This window comes from Flagellimonas hymeniacidonis, assembly GCF_008040165.1.
Lineage (GTDB): Bacteria > Bacteroidota > Bacteroidia > Flavobacteriales > Flavobacteriaceae > Flagellimonas > Flagellimonas hymeniacidonis.
This window is the reverse complement of the sequence record NZ_VRUR01000001.1, coordinates 1070791-1086404: the sequence shown is the minus strand read 5'-3', so window position 1 is coordinate 1086404 and position 15614 is coordinate 1070791. Positions and strand designations below refer to the sequence as shown.

General features: G+C 34.3%; 12 protein-coding genes. 11 read left to right on the top strand and 1 reads right to left on the bottom strand.

The features are described 5' to 3' along the window. The first annotated feature begins 83 nt into the window (after positions 1–83). The 8 genes from FVB32_RS04895 to FVB32_RS04860 all read left to right on the top strand — a co-directional run bounded on the left by FVB32_RS04895 (position 84) and on the right by FVB32_RS04860 (position 10042). Complete coding sequence (locus FVB32_RS04895) at positions 84–1418, top strand: lipopolysaccharide biosynthesis protein (protein WP_187269503.1); 1335 nt, start codon at positions 84–86, stop codon at positions 1416–1418. 54 nt (positions 1419–1472) lie between these two features. Further along, complete coding sequence (locus FVB32_RS04890) at positions 1473–2225, top strand: FkbM family methyltransferase (RefSeq protein WP_187269502.1); 753 nt, start codon at positions 1473–1475, stop codon at positions 2223–2225. A gap of 364 nt (positions 2226–2589) precedes the next feature. Then, the gene (locus FVB32_RS04885; RefSeq protein WP_147741729.1) at positions 2590–3273 is read left to right on the top strand and encodes a glycosyltransferase family protein; all 684 of its coding nucleotides are present in this window, start codon (positions 2590–2592) and stop codon (positions 3271–3273) included. Positions 3274–3776: 503 nt separating this feature from the next. Beyond that, positions 3777–4433 (top strand): hypothetical protein, encoded by a 657-nt coding sequence (locus FVB32_RS04880; RefSeq protein WP_147741727.1) that lies wholly within the window; start codon positions 3777–3779, stop codon positions 4431–4433. 48 nt (positions 4434–4481) lie between these two features. After that, positions 4482–5591, top strand: coding sequence for a glycosyltransferase (locus tag FVB32_RS04875; protein WP_147741725.1), 1110 nt, complete (start codon positions 4482–4484; stop codon positions 5589–5591). 73 nt (positions 5592–5664) lie between these two features. Next, positions 5665–6714: a glycosyltransferase family protein gene (locus FVB32_RS04870; RefSeq protein WP_147741723.1), complete on the top strand. Its 1050-nt coding sequence runs from the start codon at positions 5665–5667 to the stop codon at positions 6712–6714. Between the two features lie 24 nt (positions 6715–6738). Then, positions 6739–8856, top strand: coding sequence for a bi-domain-containing oxidoreductase (locus FVB32_RS04865; RefSeq protein ID WP_147741721.1), 2118 nt, complete (start codon positions 6739–6741; stop codon positions 8854–8856). Positions 8857–8923: 67 nt separating this feature from the next. Beyond that, entirely contained in the window at positions 8924–10042 is a 1119-nt protein-coding gene (locus FVB32_RS04860) for a glycoside hydrolase family 88/105 protein (RefSeq protein ID WP_147741719.1), read from the top strand. Positions 10043–10089: 47 nt separating this feature from the next. On the opposite strand, the gene FVB32_RS04855 is transcribed toward FVB32_RS04860, so the two are convergent. Next, positions 10090–11361, bottom strand: a complete 1272-nt coding sequence (locus FVB32_RS04855) for an alginate lyase family protein (protein ID WP_147741717.1) — start codon at positions 11359–11361, stop codon at positions 10090–10092. Between the two features lie 166 nt (positions 11362–11527). Between FVB32_RS04855 and FVB32_RS04850 the strand changes: the two genes are divergently transcribed. The 3 genes from FVB32_RS04850 to FVB32_RS17690 all read left to right on the top strand — a co-directional run bounded on the left by FVB32_RS04850 (position 11528) and on the right by FVB32_RS17690 (position 15611). Next, positions 11528–12256 (top strand): glycosyltransferase family 2 protein, encoded by a 729-nt coding sequence (locus tag FVB32_RS04850; protein ID WP_147741715.1) that lies wholly within the window; start codon positions 11528–11530, stop codon positions 12254–12256. Positions 12257–12334: 78 nt separating this feature from the next. Next, complete coding sequence (locus FVB32_RS04845) at positions 12335–14359, top strand: hypothetical protein (protein WP_147741713.1); 2025 nt, start codon at positions 12335–12337, stop codon at positions 14357–14359. 640 nt (positions 14360–14999) lie between these two features. Continuing rightward, positions 15000–15611 (top strand): O-antigen ligase family protein, encoded by a 612-nt coding sequence (locus FVB32_RS17690; RefSeq protein ID WP_187269500.1) that lies wholly within the window; start codon positions 15000–15002, stop codon positions 15609–15611. Positions 15612–15614 lie beyond the last annotated feature (3 nt).

Genomic DNA, 15614 nt, shown 5'->3' with positions numbered 1-15614 from the left:
TTTTTTACTCTTCCCAATGCATAATTATCATGAACTCCATTTCCTCATTAATGATTTTTGAGGTGAATTAATAAAGACCCATTGTGAGCTTTTTCAAATCCGCTTTATTTAAAAAGATTTCTTTAAATGCCGGAATATTGGCATCTGGGAGTGTTATTTCATCTTTAATTGGGTTGATATCCTTTACATTAATAGCTAGGGTCTTGGGGTCAGAATTATTCGGTGTACTTGCTCTTGTGCAGGCATATGCACTTATAGTGGATAAGTTATTAAACTTTCAATCTTGGCAAGCCTTAATAAAATATGGGTCGGAACTAGTTGTTAACAAAGAAATATCTGATTTCAAGGATTTGTTGAAGTTCGGCTTTGCCCTTGATGTCTTTACAGCAATACTTGCTACCTTGGTTGGGTTTTCTTTTTCATTTATTATAGGGTATTTTTTGGGATGGGCGGATGACAAAACTAATTTAGCATCCCTTTTTTCCATCGTTATACTTTTTAATATTCAAGGCACACCCACAGCTATTCTCAGGATTTATGATGATTTCAAGCATTTTTCTATCAGCAGTGTAAGTGGGGCGGTGCTAAAGTTGGCACTAGTTTTCATAGGTTTTATATTCGGATATGGAATTTGGTATTTTGTTATTGTTACGATGATATCGCAAATAACAGGATATATTTATTTACTCACTAGTAGTATATTGTTGTTAAGAAGAAAAAAAATTTATCTTAATTCTTGCCCAACTCTTGATGAAATTAGATGTATTCCAACTCGCTTTAAGGGAATTTGGAGTTTTATCTGGACAACAAACTTTCATGGAACTGTGCGGATGATGACTTTGAATTTAGACATAATTATTGTGGATTCTATGTTGGGAAGTGCTGCAACGGGGTTATATCAGATTGCAAAGCAGTTTGCCAAGATATTTACCCAAGTATCCCAACCACTTTACAAATCAATATATCCTGAGCTTACCAAATTATGGGCGACTAAAAGAATTTTTGAGTTTAAGAATGTTGTTAAACAGTTCTCCTTTTTAAGCTTTTGTTTTGGAGCAACTACATTGTTGGGATTTATAATTTGCGGAAAATATATTATTTTATGGACTGTAGGGGCTGAGTATTTGGAGGGGTTGCCCACATTGCTGTGGTATTTGTCAGGAGTTTTGGTTTCAATGACAGCTTTTCCAATCACTCCAGCGGTACTAGCTATGGGTTTCCCCAAACTTTCTTTTAAAGCACTGTTATTTTCTACGATTCTTTATTTTGTTTGCTTCTTTGTTTTAGTTAGTTTAAAAGGTGTTATAGGTGCTGGTGTTTCCTATCTATTACTCTATGTCTTTTGGTCGGGTATAATGATTATTTTCTACTTTAAATATTTGAAAAGTATATTGGCAGTTGGTTCTTCTGTGCCTTGAGCTAGTAAGTATTAATAAATGATTGTCAATGAAAACGATAAAAACATAAATAAAATGAGATTACTTTTAAACCTTTATAGATATATTAAAACATTTGGAAGAAGAGGGATTGTAATTTTTTTTAAAATAAAATTCAACAAAACTGAACGTGTTTTTTTGCCTAACTCTGATATCCCTCTAAAATTAAGAAGTAGAACAAGTGATATTCCTACCTTTCGGCATATTTTCATGGAAAAACAATACCATATTTCTCTTGACTTTAAACCTCAGTTTATCGTAGATGCTGGAGCCAACATTGGGTTGGCCGCTATTTATTTTATCAATAAACATCCACATTCCAAAATGGTCTGTATTGAACCTGAGGATTCTAATTTTGAATTGCTTCAAAAAAACATAAAAGAATACCCAAACATTACCGCATTAAAAAAAGCCCTATCAAGTATCAATGATCAAGAGATAAACCTTATAGATAGTGGGCATGGTAAATGGGGCTTTATGACTGAACTGGCTAAGGAATCAAGAGAGAATACCGGAGGGCTTTTGAGGACAATATCTGTCGATGAGATAATGAAACAAAATGACCTGGAGACGATTGATATTTTAAAGATTGATATAGAAGGTGCGGAAAAAGAATTATTTGAATCCAACACAGAAAATTGGTTGCCGAAGACAAGATGTTTGATAATTGAACTTCATGACAGAAAAAAAGCAGGATGCTCAACCAGTCTTTTCAGAGCAATAAGTAAATATGACTTTTCTTTTTCTCACAAAGGAGAGAACTTAATATTTATAAATAATGATTTTTGAGAATCTAAGATGCGGTACTTTGCCGTAACTTGGTAATTAATGACAATTTTACTTAACAATTTAGGCATTGAAGTTAAAAAAGGTTTTATGTGAATCACGAATTGATTATAAATATGAAAGTATTTTTTCCAAACTAGAATCCATAATTCCATGTGAAGGAACCTATTTGAGTTTACTAAAACAGCTTTTAAAAAATAGAAACTCAATTTATCATATCAGATATATTGTTTACAGAGGGTGGCTAGTTACTTTTATTCGAATATTGCTAGTTTTCGCCCTGTGCAAATTGACAGGGTCTAAAATTATTTGGTCATGTCATAACATTTGTGAGCATAATATTCCCTCTAAGCGTATCAATTATCTATTGAGGCGATTACTCTGTTTGCTATCTAGCTCTATTGTAGTTTTTCACAAAGATCTTGTGGAGTTTTTACCCAAAAGGGCGAAGAACAAGACGGTAGTTGCATGCTTTGGGGATTTTAGAACGTTTATTGAAACTCAGGAAGAAAAGAATCAGGAGTTCTCAATACTGAGCCGGTCATGGATGAAGCTTAACGGAATTTCAAGCCCGGATATGGTTTCAATATCTGCCGCCAAACGAAGCAATTTAAAGGTGCTCATTGAGGGAGTTGAAGATAAAAATATAAATACCTTGATTATTGCTCCGAACAGGAAACCTGAAACGAATGTCAAGTGTCCGAAGAATGTTTTGTTTTATACAAATTTTGTTAGAGAAGAAGTCAAAATGATTTTAAATACTGAACACAAAATTATTGGCTTTATTGGTCATGAGAACAAGTCAGTGCCTACATCTATTTATATGTACGCAAGCTACGGAATTCCAGTAATTGGTTTAAATGGGCCTCCGGTGAATTCAATAATTACAGAATTCCAATTAGGAGAGGTAATAAGTGATTCTTCGATGATTGAGGAATGTGTTGACAAGATTAGGACTAATTATAGCCATTACAGCAATAATTGTAAGGTTTTTTTGGACAAGAATTCCTGGGAGGTATCAGCAGATGTTCATTCCAAAGTTTTCATATGATACTATTCTTTTTGTTATCATTTCTCGCCTTGATTTGCTACACTCGAAAAAACCGCATATCGAGCTATGTCATCATTTTTTCGCTTTGCCTGGTTGTATATCTACTCTTTGTTTTTGAGTTTTTATTTGGCAATGTAGATTATTTGATAAGTGATGGGTTTAAGTATTTTGACAATCCGGAAATATGGATTGCTAATATAGATAGGTCTTTTTGGGGCTATATCAATTACTTTGAGAAATATATGGACCCATTGGGATTCATTTTTATCAAGATTATCAATATTCCTGTTCTGCTTCTTTTTTTGTACTATTTTCATAAGCTCTTTCCAGTTGCAAAATCTCCGTATACATTTGTTTTTTTCTATCCCTACCTTCTTTTTTTAGCAATCTCCAATCTCCGGGATTTGCTTATTTGGCTTTTTGCACTCCTAATTGTAAAAAACTATAGCGAGAAAACCATAAGATGCTATTTAATAGCTATTATTCTATCCATAGGTCTTTATATGCTACGTCCTTTTATGTTGGCGACAGTGTGGTTGGCGATGTTTTTACTTGAATTTGGTCCATTTATCAAAAGTTTCTTCAAGAAAATCAATGCTAAAAAAGTCTTGGGTTACTCAGCTTTTGTCTTGGGATTACTAACTGTTTTGTGGATAGTTTATCCAACTGTTCAGAAAAAAGTGCATTCATATAAATATAATGCAACCCACTTAATAACAAAAGGTTATGAAGAACGAGCGAAATTAAGAAAGGCAGATGATGTAATTGATGCCTCCAATATGCCTAAAGCCATATTTATGAGTCATGTAAGGTATATAGTTACACCGATGCCTCATTCTATTATTAAGCGGATGTTTTCTTCCGGATTGAAATCCGAATATGGCAAAACCAGTGAATTTTTAAGGTTATATACTCTGATTGTCTATTATTTTGCATTGGTATGGCTTTTGATAAACATCAAATCAGTGGTGCGTACGATTGGGGCTCTTGGGTTTCAGCAAAAGGCCATACTTCTTTGGCTTTTTGCATTTCTCCCTATTTATTCCATTGCACATTTCGGAGGGTCTCATCAAAGATTAAAACTCCCTTTCCAGCTTTTGGTTCTGATTCTTTTTATTTATACCAGGAAGTTTAAAAAAAATAAGAGAAATTTGACATGAATTTTTGTAAGGTTTTTTAACCTTAAAAGAAACTTATAAATAAGTAATATGAAAATAGCCTTTGTGGCCAGGACTAAAGGGTTGGAATACGATGATAGGATAAGAAAGGAATGCCTAAGCTTGTCCAAAAGAAATGATATTTTCATATACGTTAACTTTGAGGATAATAGATTAGAGGAAGGTGTAACTTCATATGGAATTCCCTTTAAATCATTTAAACTTGTTACTCGAGATAAATTACCGTCATCCAAATTTCTTTTAATTAAATCTTTTGAGTTCTATTTACGAGTTTCACCATTCTTGTACAAATACGATCTTATTTGGGCTCACGAGGAGTATACTTTTATGTTTCCTCTTTTTTCCAAGAGAGGTAAATGCATTTGGGACTTGCATGAGATTCCTTTTAGGTTTGAAAGAAAAGGACTGAAAAGGGTTTTCAATTTTATAGAAAATAAGAGTAAAAAAATTATTCACGCTAACAAGTTCAGAATTGAATACCTCCAAAATGCAGGAGTCATAAAAAATTATCCCAAACACGATTTTATCAGAAACTATCCTGACAAGCAATTTGTAGAATCAACGAACAAGGATGTTAACTTTGACGAATTCAAACGTTGGCTTAATGGATCTGATTATGCTTATTTACAAGGCTTGTCTATTCCTAAACGTTATCCATTTAATACGGTGGATGCAATATTAAAAACGAAGAACATAAAAGCCATAGTAGTTGGTAATTTTGAGAGCAAAGCCTTGTCTAGATTGCAGGAAAAGTATGGTGATAAATTAAAAGAGAATATCTTTTTTGCGGGCTTGGTGGACCAATTAAGCATACCCAAATATCTCAAGAACGCAAAGTTGAGCATCATCCTTTACGATAAGAAGACGCCGAATAATAGATATTGTGAACCAAATAGGCTTTATCAATCCATAATCATGAAAGTGCCCGTGGTAGTGGGAAACAATGAGCCAATGAAGGAAATCGTTGAGTTTGGTGACTATGGAATAGTTCTTAAAACTGAAGGGGAAGATGTAAAAAGGATTATAAATGCAATTGAAAGCATCTTAATAAAACACAGCTATTATTCTGAGAACACCGCTGGCGCAGGCAACAAATTTCTATGGGAAGACACGTGCATTAAAAGTCATTGGTATGAATGAAAAGAAGGTTAAGGTACTTTTTGCTTTGGGGGTCTTAGGTCAACCCCGTAATTCCAAGCGAATAAAAATGATAATGGATGAAGGTTTTCAAGTAAGTGCCGCTTCATTTACTCGCAAATATCATAAAGGTAGATTACCATCTTGTGAAGTAGCTATACTTGGTGAAATTGAGCACGGAAATTTCCTTATGCGCGCAATAAAAATGATTAAAGCCTTGCCAAAGCTTAGGAGTCAAGTGAAAGAAGCTGATATTATTTATGCCTTTGGTGTAGACATGGGTTTGTTATGTATTATTTCAGCGATTGGATTACTGAAACATGTTGCTGTTGAGATTGGTGACATACGTAGTGCGCAAGTACAAAAGAATCTTAAAGGGCGATTAGTACGAATTTTGGATAAATATATTGTAAGCAACTGTAAACTTATGATAGCTACCTCGATAAAATTTGTGGAAGAGTATTATCAAAAGAACCTTAAGGTAAAGACTAAGACAATTATCTTGGAAAATAAGCTTGAGCGACAACAATCGGATCGACAGCAAAAAACTAAAACTGGATTTTTAGAACATAACATAGTCATAATTGGATATTTTGGATTGCTAAGATGTTCTAAATCAATTAGAGTATTAACTAGATTGGCCAGTAATTACCCTAATAATATAAAGCTTTTTGTTGCTGGCTATTCCTTGGTTGACGATGCCAAATTTGCCAAACTGATTTCTTTAAAAAATGTGGAGTATTTTGGAGAATACAAATCACCGGGAAACCTTTTTGAAATTTATTCTAAGGTTGACTTGGTTTGGAGTGTGTATCCATTTCCCAATGTTGGTGAATTAAATTGGAAATGGGCTCGGACCAATAGGTTTTATGAGAGCTGTTACTTTAGAAAACCCATGATAGCACTGGAAGGTAGTGCTGATGGAGACATTGTTCGTGAACACAAGATAGGATTCACTGTAGAAGACGTTTCAGAAGATGAGATTGTGAGGTGTGTCTGGGAAAATTCCCATGAAAATTTTGAATTATATCAACAAAATATATTTAATCTTCCTGAGGAGGTTTATCTCTATACTCAAGAGGGCAAACAACTTAAGGAAGCCCTGATTCATATGGCTAACAATTGATTAATATTCTTTAAAGATTTTTTGATGAAACAAATTATACAAGACCTTAAAAGCGGAAAAACCATTTTGGAGAACGTACCGGTTCCGAAGGTTAACCAAGGTACCGTCCTAATTAAGACCAAAAGGACTCTGGTTTCCTTAGGAACCGAAAGGATGCTTGTAGAATTCGGAAAGGCGAATCTTATTCAAAAGGCAAAACAACAACCTGATAAAGTGAAAATGGTACTGGATAAGGTAAAAACTGATGGTCTGAAACCTACTATGGATGCTGTTTTTAATAAACTCAATCAACCTTTACCATTGGGGTATTGTAATGTTGGAGTAGTTGTGGAAGTTGGCAAGGATGTGCATGAATTCAACGTTGGAGATCGAGTTGTTTCAAATGGGAACCACGCAGAATTTGTAAATATACCCAAGAACCTTGTTGCAAAAATCCCGGATAATGTTTCAAATGAAGAAGCGACGTTTACCGTTATTGGATCTATAGGGTTGCAAGGGATACGTCTTTTAAATCCCACATTTGGAGAAACAATAGTAGTTGTTGGACTTGGGCTTATTGGGTTGGTTACTGCTGAATTGCTCAAAGCTAACGGTTGCAATGTGATAGGTTTTGATTACGATGAGGAAAAGGTTCGTATGGCCAACGAAAAAGGTGTAACGGCTGTGAACCCAAGTCATGGAACAGATCAAGTAAAATTTGTGGAAGCTTACACTAATTTGGTTGGGGCCGATGGCGTGATTATTACAGCATCAAATAAGAGCAATGAAATCATTTCCCAATCCGCAAAGATGTGCAGAAAGAGGGGAAGAGTGGTGTTGGTGGGCGTTATTGGTCTGGATATAAGTAGGGCAGACTTTTATGAAAAAGAAATCTCGTTCCAGGTATCTTGTTCCTATGGTCCTGGAAGATATGATGAAGAATATGAGGAAAAAGGTAACGATTACCCTATAGGATTTGTAAGATGGACGGAAAAAAGGAATTTTCAAGCTGTTCTAAATGCTATTTCAAAAAAGAATTTAAATGTTAGGCCCTTAATTACAGAAAGAATTCCGTTATCCGATTTTCAAAAAATATATGAGAATATGGGCAGTATAAAATCCATTGCCTCAATTATTGAATATGATGACACAAAAGAACCAAAAAGGACAATACAAGTTGTTCATAAATCTTTTCAGAATAAAAAAGGGGTCATTGGGATTATTGGGGCCGGAAATTTTACCAGTTCCACTATTCTTCCTAATCTAAAAAAGCTTGGAGCAGAGATAAAATACATAGCAAGTTCTGGGGGCTTGTCTTCTACGATTATGGCCAAACGTCATGCCATTGCCAATAGCACATCGGATTATAGGGAAATTGTTCAGGATGAAGAAGTTGACTTGATCTTTATAACAACCAAGCATAATATGCACGCTCCAATGGTAATTGAAGCTTTGCAGAACAATAAAAGTGTATTTGTTGAAAAGCCTTTGGCATTGAACAGGGACGAACTTAAAAAGATTGAGGAGGTTTACCAAGAAAATTATGGGAATTTGAGTGTAGGGTTTAATCGTCGTTTTGCCCCATTGGCAAGGAAAATGAAACACCTTTTAGGTAATCAAAACATTCCGATTAATATCATAGCCACCATGAATGCAGGATTTATTCCACCCGAGACCTGGGTTCATGATATGGAAGTAGGCGGGGGTAGAATTATTGGGGAAGCATGCCATTTCATAGATTTATGTTCGTACCTAACGGGGAGTATTGTAGAAGGAGTCTGCATGAGTGCCTTAGGTAAAAACCCCAAGGAGAATACAGATAATGCGAGTATTTTATTAAAATATGAAGATGGTTCCAATGCAGTTATCAATTATTTTGCAAACGGGAGCAAAGGTTATTCTAAGGAAAGAGTGGAAGTATATTCGCAAGAGCGAACATTAGTGTTGGAGAATTGGCGAAAACTAAAAACATATGGATTTGGAACTAAAAACTTTAGCTCTAAACAAGACAAGGGACATTATAACCAATTTAGAAAGCTTCTGGCAAAACACAAATCAGGTGAAGGCTCTATTATTCCTTTTGAAGTAATCGTAAACACCACAAATGCGTCATTTGCCGCTATAGAATCCTTAAAAGATGGATCATGGAAAATATTGGGCTAAACAGGGTAATTTTACGCTAACTTAGCAATTACCAGACAACATCATTAACTTTCTTCAACCTCAACATATGAAAGTAAGGCCATTGCTATTGTGTATTTTACTCATGGTATTAATGCAGGGTTATTTATTGACTGCGCAAGAAATCAAACCACATGAAGTTAAGAGAATCATGAAAAAAGTTGCTGACTGGCAAATTAATCATTTTCATGACACTTACAGTGGAAATAAAGACCCCCATAATCCAAAAGCTTGGCCAAATGGGGCATTGTATATAGGCATGCTAAAGTGGGCAATGGTTTCAGATGAAGATAAATACTTTCAATGGCTTAAAGAAATTGGGAATACAAACAAGTGGAAGTTACATGATCGCATCTACCATGCAGATGATCATACAGTAGGGCAACTCTATCTTTCACTTTATCAAAAGTATAAGGAAAAGAAAATGTTAAAACCGACCAAAAGACAGTTTGATTATGTCTTACTCCATCCTGCAAAAACATCATTAGAATGGGCCTCAGCTTATCATCAAGATCGTTGGAATTGGTGCGATGCCTTGTTTATGTCCCCACCGGTTTGGGCCAAACTTTACAATTTAACCGGAGATGATAAATATTTGAATTTCCTAATGTCTGAGTTTAAGGCAACGACGAGTTTTCTTTTTGATGATGAGGAAAGCTTGTTTTATCGTGATGAAAGTTATATGGAAAAAAGAGATCATGGAACGAAAATTTTTTGGTCTCGCGGAAACGGGTGGGTATTTGCAGGCCTTGTGAATGTAATGAACGAGTTGAAGAAGGAAACAAAGGAATATAAATACTTTTTAAGGATTTATAAGAAAATGGCGAAAAAGCTAATTCAGATTCAAACACCAGAAGGCCATTGGCCTATGAGCTTGTTGGGTGAAGAGTTTTATCCAACACCAGAAACTAGCGGGACATCTTTTCATATTTATGGTTTAGCTTGGGGGGTAAATAATCAAATATTGGATAGGTCTATATACGAACCTTTTTTGATTAAAGGATGGAACTCTTTGGTGGATCATATAACGGATGATGGAATGCTCGGGTATGTTCAACCTATTGGGGCAGCTCCAGGAGAAGCATTTGCAGACCAGACAGAGGTTTATGGAACAGGTGCATTTTTGTGTGCGGGTACCGAAATATATAAGTTGTATGCTCAACCATGATGCCTTTAAGGGCTATATTATACTTCTAACAATCAAACAAAAACCAGCTAATGAATTGCACAGTTAAATAATAATAAAGGAAATGCCTTGTTTTTAGAAGTTTTTTTGGAAGACACTTCACAAAAATCATGATGGTTGAACATCTTTGCAGATTTGGCAAATAATTCACGAAGATTTTCGAGAGCCTGATTAATATCCGTTATTTGTGGATACTTCCATTCCTTTTGATTAATGGCATAGGGTTTAAGAAAATAAAAAGCTTTTTGAATACTAGACCCGTTGTCAGACTCATAATTCCATAAATCTACCTCCACCTTTTGCCCCATATAAGCTAGCAGTGTAAAAGCGTGTAAATTAATAGTAGAATAGTGCAAAGCTTTGGTCCTACCTAACTCTCTTGGTTGACTGCCATCTGGATTGATTTGCGTTGCCAACCTGCTAAACGTTGTTGACTGTAAGTACTGCCTTGCTTTATCTATTTCATCTAAAAAAATAAGAAGGCAAACAACCTGTACATCATACCATGTACCATGATTATTGGTAGCTCCCTTGGCTTCTATACCAAAGTCACTTGTTTGTAACCACTGAAGATAATCTTTGATCCAAACACGAATTTTAGAACTGGCTTTCTTGTCTAAAACTTGTTGAGATTCCAATATTTCTATTGAGGATATTATATCACGTATTCCAGAAAACTCGATAATACCTGAACTTCTACCCGTTCTCTTACCTGGAATTCCTTGTGCATAGTTTAGATTCGGATTCATCTTGGTTTTTGGATTAATAAACCAATCATGAAGTAATTGAGTTGCCTTAACTGCATATTCCGAGTCTTCAGAAAAAAAATACGCCAAACTCAAAGAATAAACAGTTTTGAAAAACCTGGATTTAATGGAATAGTCAGAATTAACTCCTCGAGATAAGGGATTTACTTTTCCATCTCTATTTATCCAAGGAAGACTGTCCGGTTTACTAAGGTCTGGCCACCAATATGGACCAATGGACATATAATCATGCCTGTCTCCGCTTGGAGGAACGTGTGGTTTGTAAATAACGGAAAATGAATCCTCGTTTATAATTTTGTTTCCTTGTCTGATAAGTTTCCTATATGAAGACCTATGTTTACCTTTTTCAACTTCTCTTTTCAGTTTTGTCATATTACTGTAATCCAATCCGGTTAGTCCTTTTTGAAGAAAATTCCTTTTTTGGGGTGGATGTTCAATATTTTTGTTTTGAATTGCAAAAGAGGAAGCACTAAAACAAATAATAATTGTAAAAATTAGGTTTTTGATAGGAACCGTATTTCTATTTGTAATCATGCTTTTGTACTAGAAGAAAAAGTGACTAGGAAATCAAATCAAATTTTTTTAGAAATTTGTTTCCCCAACTTATACTACATTTGCTGCTATTATTTCTTTAAGAAGGTTAAAGAATATTAAGTCCAATATAGGAAACCTTCCAAATTTAAACAATACAAACCCAAATATGTCTATAATAACCAAACTTTCCATTATTATACCTGCATACAATGAAGGTAAAACTATTCATCATATACTTGACAAAGTTAAGAATGTAAACCTATCGCATAATATTAAGAAAGAAATTATTATCGTTAATGATTGTTCCAGTGACAATACAAAAGAGGCTATTGAGGCATATATTGACAAAGAACCAGAGGTGGATATCCAATACTTCGAACATAAGGTTAATAGTGGAAAAGGAGCAGCTTTACACACTGGCATTTCCAAAGCAACAGGGGAATATTTGGTGATTCAGGATGCAGATTTGGAATATGACCCCAATGAATATGAAGATCTTCTTAAGCCTATACTTCTAGGGTTCGCTGATATAGTTTATGGGTCAAGATTTATGGGGAGCAACCCGCACCGTATATTGTTCTTTTGGCACACTATAGGGAATAAGTTTTTGACCTTTCTGTCTAATATGTTTACAAATCTCAATTTAACGGATATGGAAACCTGTTATAAAGTATTCAAAACGGAGATCATTAAAGGCGTAAATTTAAAGGAAAAGCGATTTGGATTTGAGCCAGAAGTGACAGCTAAAGTTGCTAGAATTTCTGGAATAAGAATATATGAAATAGGAATATCATACTATGGAAGAACATATGAAGAAGGTAAGAAAATAGGATGGAAGGATGGATTTAGAGCAATTTATGCCATATTGAAATATGCACTTTTCAAATCACGATGATTTTTGAAAATTAAACGAAACCATTAATAATTTTTGTTAGCAAAGATGAGCGTGATATAGTTGTAAAAATTAAACAAAATGCCTAATTTATTTATACTTATTGTATTCCTTGTTAGCCTACTGGGAATTATGGTTTTTGTGAAAAGAAAATTAAAAATTTCTTATGAAATAGTTCCTGTTCTTTCTTTCGCCATCCTCATGGTTGTCTTGTATTTAGCAAATATTCTAGGATTTCTGTTTGAGTGTGCTTTTGTGGTGTTCATAATGGGCTTTGCCTTTGCCATATATTTGTCATATACCTATTTATATGTTAAAAAAGTAAATCTCCTTTTTTTTCTTAAAAATAGCAGTTGGCAGGCGTTATGGATTTTTTCCATTTTGTTTTTCCTTAATTGGATAATTTTTAGAAGTTATATAATTGTAGGCTGGGATGAATTTTCGTTCTGGGGTTTTTTCACAAAAATACTCGTTCAAGAACATGATCTTATTGCTCATTTCAATGATATTAATAAAGCAGATTACCCTAGGGTAACATCATTGGTTCAATATTATTTTAACATATTTCTGAATAGAGGAGAATATAGTGAAGGGGTTACAATTTTTGCACAAACAACCGTGTTGGCGTCCGCTTTGTCTATGTTTTTACCCATGTTCAAGAAGGGTAATCTATTATACTGCGTAATATTATCCGCAGTTTATTTTATTATGTTTTTTGTATTTGTACAGCCTATATATTTGATATATAATGACAATGTTTTGGCTCTTTTTTGGGCTTTGTCCATTATTACTTACTTACAAAGCGGAAATAAGAAAAAAGGTTTTGGTATAGCATTGATTTTTTTGGTATGCCTTCCTTTGGTTAAAGAAATAGGCGTTCTGTTCGCATTGTTTTCGTTACTAGGTTTAGCCATGGACTATCTATTATTTAGAGTACATTCAAAAACAGAAAGAGTTGCATTTTTAAAAAGATTTGGAATTGCAGTGATGCTTGTTTTGCTATCTAAGTTTTCTTGGAGTATGCTATTACATTTCCACAATGTAAAAAATGAGTCCTTTTCTTTGGAACTGTCTGAAATAGACTTGGGCAACTTGCAAAAATTTCAGCACTCAACTTTAGAGAACTACAAAGTAGCTGTATCCTATATTGGAAATTTAGATACCATTTCTGAAAAGCGTAGGGCAAAGTCTAGAGACGCTTTTGTCCCAAAAACAGCAAGCCCCATTAATTTTACGGATAACGTAGCTGCAATCAACAAAATATTTAACTCGGAACTATACAAACCTGGGCCAGATTTTCTGTATAACATCAACTTTTCCTTGTCCCTTGTCTATTGGGCCTTATTGTTTATGGTATGGTCCATAATTATTTTTATTGTTAATTGGCGAACATTGGATAAGCGAATTTTTGCCAATAAGGTAAATTTTTGGGTATTTATAGCTTCCCTCCTCTTAATTTTGATTGCCTATGCCCTTGTATTGTTAATATTGTACTTATACAGTTTTGGCTCTTATGAATCTATAAGGTTGGCCAGTTATCATAGATATACAGGAACTATGTTGTTGGGGATGTTTATGATTATATTGTTTCTCACTTTGACTAATAAAAGAGGGAGAGGGTTATCCATTGGTTTTATAGTTTTCATGCTCTTGTTTACACCTTCGTCCGCTATGGAGACTTTTGCCCCAAGACACACAAATACTAGGGCTAATAACATTGGAGCTAAAAACAAACTGATAACCCCACTTATTGATGAATTGATTGATAAAGACCCCAACGCCCAAATTATGCTGATAGATCAAACTTCGATGGGCGGGCTTTATGTACAGTTTAAATATTTGGCATTTCCTTTAAGTGTGAAGGGACCTTGGTCATATCACCCAAAGAAAAAAGTCAGACTAAAAACAAGGCTCACTTCTACCAAAGAGTTCTATAAACTCTTGAGAGAATATGACTATATTGTAATATGGAATGATAAAGATTTTTGGGAATCTTATGGTAATATGATTAAAAAATCCAACATTAAAGGTATTTGGAAACTTGAAAATAAAAGAAAATTTGTTAAGATAAATCCAATAACCCATAATAAGGAAAGTGACAATTAATTTAGATAAAACAATGCAATCCCTAACTATTCAGACATTGTTATCTAAATCAAAGATTGTTTTATTATTGGTTTTTTCCTTTCTGCTTCCATTCAATTTAAAGGTTCAACCCATCCTAGTTGTTGTTTTGCTACTTCATTCCCTGCTTCAATTTCGGAAACAGGACTTTCACGAAAATGTTAAACGTTGTTTGCCTTTCTTCCTTGGGTTTGTTTTATTATTTGTTTGGCAGTTTTCCTCTTTGTTATGGACAACGGATATTGTTTTTGGACTGAATAAAGTAGAGCGAAGATTGTTTTATATAGTTGCACCCTTGCTCTTTTTTATAAATAAGGATATCCCATATGCAAAAATCATAAAACTTTATATCTCCGGGAATTTGTTGCTCTGTTTAACTGGGTTCTTCTATTTGATTTATTTTTTCTTCACGGAAAAATTGTATTTCATTAATAAAACCGTGGAGGAAGGTATCAGTCAAGAAACATGGGTGTATATCATATTCCATGGACGGAACAACTTCATTTTTTTGGACATACACAGAACGTATTTCAGTTTTGGACTACTTATAAGTATTTTGCTTTTGTTCCTTTCCAAAAAGGTAAAGTTTAAGGTAATTTTCAGATACGTGTCTCTGGCAATTATGTCACTAGTAATTTTTCTATTGCAAGCTAAAATACCCGTTATTATTCTAGTTATGCTTCTATTGGTAATTGTGGGAATTGAGCTTAGAAAGGTTCCTAAAAAACTAAAGTGGATTTATGCTCTAGGTATTGGTCTTGTCCTGATTTTTGGTTTAAAAATTGCAAACCCAAGGTTTGCTCGTTTAATCAAAGAAGCAACAAACATTTCTGCCAAGAGTGAAGGAAGTCTCGTAGAAAGAATTCAGTATTCCAAAAGCGCCTTACAATTAATTTATGAAGCACCCTTTTTTGGATACGGAATAGGTGATGTGCGGTCAGCAATGAAAAAAAAGATCAAAGAATTAAGTTATCCAGAAAAGATTAAACGAGAATCGTACGACCCTCACAATGAATTTTTAAAAACCTTGGTGGGAACAGGTCTATTGGGCTTTTTGATTTTAATGACTGCTTTTGCCATGCCATTATACCTGAGTTATAAAAATAAAAACCTGATTCTGGCTATTTTTTTGGGAATGCTTGCGTTAGTTTGTTTTGTAGAACCCTTTATTAGTAGACAATTGGGTATTTTTACTGCACTCTTTTTTTTGGGCATATTATCCGAGGACAGTTAACCG

Excerpts from the sequence above, each read along its gene's own strand:
- FVB32_RS04890 (WP_187269502.1), top strand. The coding sequence starts at position 1,473 with ATGAGATTACTTTTAAACCTTTATAGATATATTAAAACATTTGGAAGA.
- FVB32_RS04875 (WP_147741725.1), top strand. The coding sequence starts at position 4,482 with ATGAAAATAGCCTTTGTGGCCAGGACTAAAGGGTTGGAATACGATGAT.
- FVB32_RS04880 (WP_147741727.1), top strand. The coding sequence starts at position 3,777 with ATGCTACGTCCTTTTATGTTGGCGACAGTGTGGTTGGCGATGTTTTTA.
- FVB32_RS17690 (WP_187269500.1), top strand. The coding sequence starts at position 15,000 with ATGTCACTAGTAATTTTTCTATTGCAAGCTAAAATACCCGTTATTATT.
- FVB32_RS04870 (WP_147741723.1), top strand. The coding sequence starts at position 5,665 with ATGGATGAAGGTTTTCAAGTAAGTGCCGCTTCATTTACTCGCAAATAT.
- FVB32_RS04865 (WP_147741721.1), top strand. The coding sequence starts at position 6,739 with ATGAAACAAATTATACAAGACCTTAAAAGCGGAAAAACCATTTTGGAG.
- FVB32_RS04845 (WP_147741713.1), top strand. The coding sequence starts at position 12,335 with ATGCCTAATTTATTTATACTTATTGTATTCCTTGTTAGCCTACTGGGA.
- FVB32_RS04850 (WP_147741715.1), top strand. The coding sequence starts at position 11,528 with ATGTCTATAATAACCAAACTTTCCATTATTATACCTGCATACAATGAA.
- FVB32_RS04855 (WP_147741717.1), bottom strand. The coding sequence starts at position 11,361 with ATGATTACAAATAGAAATACGGTTCCTATCAAAAACCTAATTTTTACA.
- FVB32_RS04860 (WP_147741719.1), top strand. The coding sequence starts at position 8,924 with ATGAAAGTAAGGCCATTGCTATTGTGTATTTTACTCATGGTATTAATG.